The following is a 6,424-nucleotide window of genomic DNA, read 5'->3' on the forward strand; positions in this document are numbered from 1 at the left end:
TGCATGAATGCTGACGATAGTGCGGCCGGCCGGTCGCTCGGCCCGCCCGTGACGGCGCGGGTCCGGGCGGCCGGGTAATCCGCCGGGCGGTCGCGGGCCGCGACCAGCACCGATACCGCCCGGTACGGCTATTGCGCCACCCCGGGGCCGGGAGGCCGGGTTGGGATCACGCCGATTCGAATGATCGCGCGGGGCGCGAACCGGTCACTGTGCGGCGTGGCCGGCCTGCTCCGCACGGCCACCGGGCCGGCGCGATCCCTGCAAGGTCAGGGCGATGATCAGTCCGAAGGCGGCGGCCGCGGCGAGAGTGCGCAGCAGGTGGAATCGGTCCCAGCGGGCGAGTGCGGCGGGATCGGCGGATGCGCTGTCCCCGGCCCAGGCTTTGATCTGCTGGTTGATCGGCACATTGCCGAAACGGGTGATGAGGAATACCCCGATCACCGCGGTCGCGGCGGCGGCCGCGAGTACCCGGGCCCGCGGTGGGAGCAGGAGGATCAGCGCCACGCAACTCACCGCGGCGAGGACCATGGCGGTTTGCATTGTCACGCTGTTGTTCCGCATCAGCTCGGCGTGGAATCCCAGTCGCGTCGGCAACGGGACACGATGGAACGCGGGGATCAGATTGAGCGCGGTGTAGCCGAAGGCACCGGCCAGGAATCCGGTCGAGAGCAGGGCGACGGTGTGGGCGAGTGTGTGGCGCACGGTTTCTCCGGGATCAGGATTCGGGTGTGAGGGTCCGGGTGATCTGTTCTGCCCTGCGCAGGCGGCCGTCGGCGGTGTACCGGCCGAATTGGAACACCTCGGTGGCCAGGACCGATCCGTTGCGCATGCGCGCGTGAATCGTCAGATGCGCGGCGATGCAGGCACCGTCGGCGACGGCCCGGTGCACCTCGAACCGGTACTCGCGCAGGTTCTTGCGCATCGGGCGTAGATGCGCGACGAGACGGTCGCGGTTCAGCCGGATTCCGTCGCTGATCTGCTCGATATCGGGTGTGTGGAAGCGGTCGACCACCGCGGCGGGGTCGGCGTCGGTGAGAGCGGCCGCGGTGAACTCCGCGAAGAAATCGTGGACGAACTGCTCCGGTGTGCAGTGCGGTGGCAGCTTCATGGGTCTCCGTACCGAGTAGAATTCTTACAGTCATGTCAACTTTATGGACCACCGAGAAATTTGACAAGGGTGTAAGAATTGACTGATTCCGCTCCCCCGCGCCGGCGGGCCGACGCCGAGCGCAGCCGCGGGGCCATCCTCGACGCCGCCACGCGGGTCCTGGCCCGCCGGCCCGCGGCGGGACTCGCCACCATTGCCGCCGAAGCCGGCCTGACCAGGCAAACCGTCTACGCGCACTTCACCTCCCGTGACGAACTGGTCGACGCGGTCGCAGATCGGCTCACCGAGCGGACGCTGGCGGCGATCTCGAAGACCGATCCGGAGAGCGGTTCGGCCACCCGGGCGCTGCTCGCGCTCCTCGACGAGAGCTGGCGGGCGTTCGAATCGCTACCGGCGCTCCGGCGGCAGACCGCAGGCCGGGAGACCGCCGATAGCGAACGGCACGCCCCGGTGCGGGATCACCTCGTCCGGCTGATCGGCAGAGGGCAGCGCACCGGCGAATTCGACGCCACCGCCGATCCGGACTGGCTGGCGGCGGCCGTTATCGGCCTCGGTCACGCCGCGGGTGAGCAGGTCGAGTCGGGCCGGATGTCGCTGCGGGACGCCGGCGGGGCCCTCCGTGACAGCGCGCTGCGGCTCCTGGGTGCGACCGGCGAACCGGACGAGCCCGCCGCCGTGTCTTGACCTGGAGAGCACTCCAGGTCGTAGCGTGTGGTGGAACGGAGATCACCGACCACAGCAAGGGGACGACGGAATGGAACTCGGTTTCCACATACCGATCTTCGAAATCGACGGCGGTCCCGCCGCCATCGCGGGTGAACTGGCCCGGGTGGGCGCGGCCGCGGAGAACGCCGGGGCGACATGGTTGTCGTTCATGGACCATTTCTTCCAGATCGAGCCGACCGGGCTCCCGGCAGAAGCGAACATGCTGGAGGGCTACACCAGCCTGGGCTTCATGGCCGCCCACACCAGCGATATCGAACTGGGGCTGCTGGTCACCGGGGTGACCTACCGGCATCCCGGACTGCTCGCCAAAACCGTCGCGACCCTGGACGTGCTGTCCGGCGGCCGGGCCGCGCTGGGGATCGGCGCCGCCTGGTTCGAACGGGAGCATCACGGTCTGGGCGTGCCGTATCCGCCGGTCGCCGAACGGTTCGAGCGACTGGAGGAAACACTCCGGATAGCCGCGCAGATGTGGGATCCACAGAACAACGGCCCCTTCGAGGGCACGCACTACCGGCTCGCGGAAACACTGTGTAATCCGCAACCGCTGCACCGGCCGACGGTGCTGATCGGCGGCGGTGGTGAGAAGAAGACCCTGCGCCTGGTGGCCCGCTACGGCGACGCCTGCAACCTGTTCGCCTCCACACCGGAGGAGGTCCGGCACAAACTCGACGTGCTGCGCGGGCACTGCGACGATCTGGGCACCGACTACGAGCGCATCCGCAAAACCGTGCTCGCGGGCAGCCCGGATCCGGGCGCCCCGGACGATTTCGTGCGGGATATGGCCGCCTATGCCGGGCTGGGCGTCCATACCGCCATCGTGATGCCGCCGGGCGGAACACCCGCCGCGTGGATCGATTCGGTGGCCCCGGTCGTCCCGCGGCTCGCCGAACTCTGAGAGACCCGCCCCGGGTTATCCGGTGACCCGCGCCGGTACCGGACGGCCCGGGGCGGCGTCGGCGGCCAGATCGCGGAAGATGCCGTTGCCGGCACTGGTCCGCGACAGCGCGTCCGCCGCCAGGATCACGGCCGCGCCGGTCCAGGTGGTGCGTTCCACCGGCCAGCGTTTCCCGTCCGCGTACACCAGCCCGGTCCAGTAGGAACCGTCGGATTCGCGCAGATGCTGCATGCTGGCGAACAACTGCCGGGCGCGGTCGTGATCGCCGAGAGCCTCCAGCGCCAGTACCAGCTCACAGGTCTCGGCGCCGGTGACCCAGGGCCGGTCCGACACACAGCGGATACCGATATTGCCCACCACGAAGGTGTCCCAGCGCTGCGCGATCCGCGCGTGCCCGGCGCGGCCGCGTAACGCGCCGCCGAGGACCGGGTAGTACCAGTCCATCGAATAGCGGTCCTTCTCGGTGAACACCTCCGGGTGGTCACGCAGTGCCGCCCCGAGGCGGGTGCGCGCGCGTTCCCAGTCCGGGCGGGGATCGCCGAACCGGCGCGCGAGTTCCAGTGCGGCGCCGAGGCTGTGGAACATACTGGCCGATCCGGTGACCAGGGCCTCGGGCAGGATCTTGTCCCCGTCGCGCAGCCAGTAGATCTGGCCCTGCTCACCCTGACTGGCCACGACCAGGTCGATCGCCGCGCACACCACCGGCCACATCTCGGCGGCGAACTCGGTGTCCCCGGTGACGGCCAGATGGTGCCAGATTCCGGTGGCGATATAGGCGCAGAAGTTCACATCGGTGGCGGCGTTCTCGACCTCGCCGTCGCGGAACTGCATCGGCCACGACCCGTCGGCGCGCTGGGTACGCGCCGACCAGGTGTAGGCCGCCACCGCCTCCTCGCGCAGACCGGCGACGGTCAGCGCCATGGCGGATTCGATATGGTCCCACGGGTCGGTATGACCGCCCGGGGACCAGGGAATCGAGCCGTCGGGCCGCTGGACCGCGGCGATCGATCGCGCGGTCTCCAGGCATTGGCGGCGGGTGAGAGCGGAAGGTACCGACGGTAGATCAACCGGCGGCACGGGTCACCGCCGGTTTGCTGAAGTAGAGGGCGACGCTCTTACCGATCAGCGGGTCCAGCGCCTTCTCCGCGGTCCGGGTGAGCCGCGGCTGTTTCATCATGTCCCACACCAGCATCCGGTGGTAGGCCCGCACGAGTGGATGGTCGGGTTTGTGCACGCCCACGGCGCATTTGATCCACCAGTACGGGGAATGCAGGGCGTGCACATGGGTGCGGTGGGTGTGCCGCAGACCACGGGCGGTGATCTTGTCCCGCAACTCGTCGGCCTTGTAGATGCGGATATGCCCACCCTCGTTGGCGTGGTATTCGTCCGACAGCGCCCAGCACACCCGTTCCGGCAGCCAGCGGGGCACCGTCACCACGAGCTGCCCGCCGGGGCGCAGGATCCGGACGAGTTCGGCGATGGCGGCATCGTCGGCGGGGACGTGCTCCAGGATCTCCGACGCGATGACGACATCGAATTCGCCCGCACCATAGGGCAGATCGAGCGCGTCACCGTGGACGGCCTCGGCCTTCGCGCCGGCCGGCGCCTCCCCGGCCTGGGCCATCGCCTCGAACATGGTCGCGACACCGGCGAGTTCCGGGGCGTCCTGATCGAAGGCGACCACGTCGGCGCCGCGCCGGTAGGCCTCGAAGGAATGCCGGCCCGCGCCGCAGCCCACATCGATCACCCGGGTTCCCGGGCCGATACCGGCGCGCTCGAAATCGACGGTCAGCACGGGGCGCCTCCTGTGGTGGTGAGTTCGGCCGGTTCGCCGCCGCGGCGGGCGATGGCACGCTGGTAGACCTCGACGGTCTGCGCGGCCACCGACTCCCAGCTGAACACCGAGACCGCGCGATCGCGGCCGGCGAGCTGCATCCGCTGCCGGATCTGCGGGGAGTCGAGCAGGCGGCCGATGACGCGGGTGAGTTCGGCGGAATCGCCGGGCCGGACCAGTTCGGCGCAGACGCCCGGTTCACCCACGACCTCCGGCAGCGCACCGGTGCGGCTGACCACCAGCGGTGTCCCCGAGGCCATCGCCTCGACCGCGGGCAGCGAGAAACCCTCGTACAACGACGGGATACAGGCGATCTCCGCGGAAGCGAGCAATTCGGCCAGTTCGGTATCGGTCAGGCCCGGCCGGACGGTGACGATATCGGACAGCCCGAGTTCGGCGATCTGTTTCTCGGTGGGCCCGTTCGGCTCCAGTTTCGCCACCAGCTGCAGTTCGACCCGGTGCGTGACCCGCAGCCGGGTCAGGGCCCGCAGCAGATGGGTGATGCCCTTGAGCGGTTTGTCGGCGCTGGCCACGGCGACGATCCGGCCGGGCACCCGCGGGCCGCGCGGGGCGAACAGCTCGGTGTCCACGCCGAGGGGCACCACATTCAGGCGGGCGGGGTCGACACCGAAATCGCCGGCGATATCGGCGGCCGACGACGAGGAGACGGTGAGCAGGTCCGGGATCTGCCGGGCGATGCGCTGCTGCATGCCCAGGAACCCGTACCAGCGCCGGACCAGCGGTTTGCGCCGCCAGATCGCGGCCGCCAGATCCACCTCACGATCCTTGGTGATGGGATGGTGCACGGTCGCCACCAGCGGCATCCGCCGGGCGATATCGAGCAGTCCGCTGCCCAGGCACTGGTTGTCGTGCACCACGTCGAAATCGGCCACCCGGTCGCGCAGCAGCCGCGCGGCCCGCAGGCTGAAGGTGCGGGGTTCCGGGAAGCCCGCGGTCCACATGGTGGCCAGTTCCAGCAGGTCGATCCGGTCCCGGATCTCCCTGGGGTGGGGGGTCCGGAAGGGGTCGTCGTCCCGGTAGAGGTCCAGGCTCGGGACCTCGGTCAGGGTCACGCGCGGGTCGAGATCGGCCGGGTAGGGCTGGCCGGAGAACACCTCGACCTCGTGGCCGAGTTCGGCCAGGCCGGCGCTGAGCCGGCGCACGTAGACCCCCTGCCCACCGCAATGAGGCTTGCTGCGGTAGGACAACAAGGCAATGCGCACGGCTAGCTGTCCTCACCTGTCTCGGTGATCGAATTCATGCTCCGCAGTTTGCCAGCCAGCCGTTCGAGGTAGGCACGCACCTCCGGTTCCGGTTTGTCCGGAACCCCGTACAGCACATCGGTGACACCGTCGGCCGCCCAGGTGGCCAGCCGCTCGGCATCGGGTTTGAAGTCCAATGCGACCACGCGCGGCGCACCCTCACGGCCGGCGTCGGCCCAAGCCTTCTTCAGGGTGGCGAGACGGCCGGAGATATCGGATTCACCCGGGGTGGTGATCCAGCCGTCGGCGTTCTTGGCGATCCAGGCGCAGGTCTTCTCGGTACCGGCGGCGCCGATGAGCACCGGGATCGTGCGGTCGACCGGTTTCGGCCAGGCCCAGCTGGGCCCGAAGTTCACGAAGTCGCCGTCGTAGGCGGCCTCGTCCTCGCGCCACAGCGCCCGCATGGCCTCCAGGTATTCGCGCAGCACCGTGCGCCGCTTGTTACCGGGGACGCCGTGGTCGGCGAGCTCGTCGGTGTTCCAGCCGAACCCGGCGCCGAGGGTGACCCGGCCGCCGGAGAGGTGGTCGAGCGAGGCGATGGTCTTGGCGAGGGTGATCGGATCGTGCTCCACCGGCAGCGCGACCGCGGTGGACAGCTC

At 69.6% G+C, this 6,424-nt stretch carries 8 protein-coding genes; 2 read left to right on the forward strand and 6 right to left on the reverse strand.

What is annotated here, in order from left to right; all coding sequences use genetic code 11:
* Nucleotides 1–204 precede the first annotated feature (204 nt).
* Both ACWDU1_RS27595 and ACWDU1_RS27600 read right to left on the reverse strand, forming a co-directional pair.
* On the reverse strand, nt 205–702 hold the full coding sequence (locus ACWDU1_RS27595; protein WP_450002874.1) for an anthrone oxygenase family protein: 498 nt from the start codon (nt 700–702) through the stop codon (nt 205–207).
* A 13-nt stretch (nt 703–715) separates the two neighbouring features.
* Nucleotides 716–1,108, reverse strand: coding sequence for a nuclear transport factor 2 family protein (locus ACWDU1_RS27600; protein ID WP_450002875.1), 393 nt, complete (start codon nt 1,106–1,108; stop codon nt 716–718).
* Between the two features lie 78 nt (nt 1,109–1,186).
* On the opposite strand from ACWDU1_RS27600, the gene ACWDU1_RS27605 reads away from it, so the two are divergent.
* Together ACWDU1_RS27605 and ACWDU1_RS27610 are read left to right on the forward strand one after the other, a co-directional pair.
* Complete coding sequence (locus tag ACWDU1_RS27605; protein ID WP_450002877.1) at nt 1,187–1,792, forward strand: TetR/AcrR family transcriptional regulator; 606 nt, start codon at nt 1,187–1,189, stop codon at nt 1,790–1,792.
* A gap of 70 nt (nt 1,793–1,862) precedes the next feature.
* Nucleotides 1,863–2,729, forward strand: coding sequence for an LLM class F420-dependent oxidoreductase (locus ACWDU1_RS27610; RefSeq protein WP_450002878.1), 867 nt, complete (start codon nt 1,863–1,865; stop codon nt 2,727–2,729).
* Nucleotides 2,730–2,744: 15 nt separating this feature from the next.
* Here ACWDU1_RS27610 and ACWDU1_RS27615 read toward each other — a convergent pair whose 3' ends face one another.
* The 4 genes from ACWDU1_RS27615 to ACWDU1_RS27630 all read right to left on the reverse strand — a co-directional run.
* Nucleotides 2,745–3,806: a prenyltransferase gene (locus ACWDU1_RS27615; RefSeq protein ID WP_450002880.1), complete on the reverse strand. Its 1,062-nt coding sequence runs from the start codon at nt 3,804–3,806 to the stop codon at nt 2,745–2,747.
* On the reverse strand, nt 3,793–4,524 hold the full coding sequence (locus tag ACWDU1_RS27620; RefSeq protein WP_450002881.1) for a methyltransferase domain-containing protein: 732 nt from the start codon (nt 4,522–4,524) through the stop codon (nt 3,793–3,795). The genes ACWDU1_RS27615 and ACWDU1_RS27620 overlap by 14 nt, the downstream gene beginning before the upstream one ends.
* A complete protein-coding gene (locus ACWDU1_RS27625) occupies nt 4,518–5,786 on the reverse strand; it encodes a glycosyltransferase family 4 protein (protein ID WP_450002882.1) in 1,269 nt (422 codons plus the stop codon). The genes ACWDU1_RS27620 and ACWDU1_RS27625 overlap by 7 nt, the downstream gene beginning before the upstream one ends.
* A gap of 2 nt (nt 5,787–5,788) precedes the next feature.
* A partial coding sequence (locus ACWDU1_RS27630) for a TIGR03619 family F420-dependent LLM class oxidoreductase (RefSeq protein WP_450002884.1) occupies nt 5,789–6,424 on the reverse strand: 636 nt, incomplete at its 5' end.

The sequence above is a fragment of the Nocardia sp. NPDC003345 genome (genome assembly GCF_053589395.1).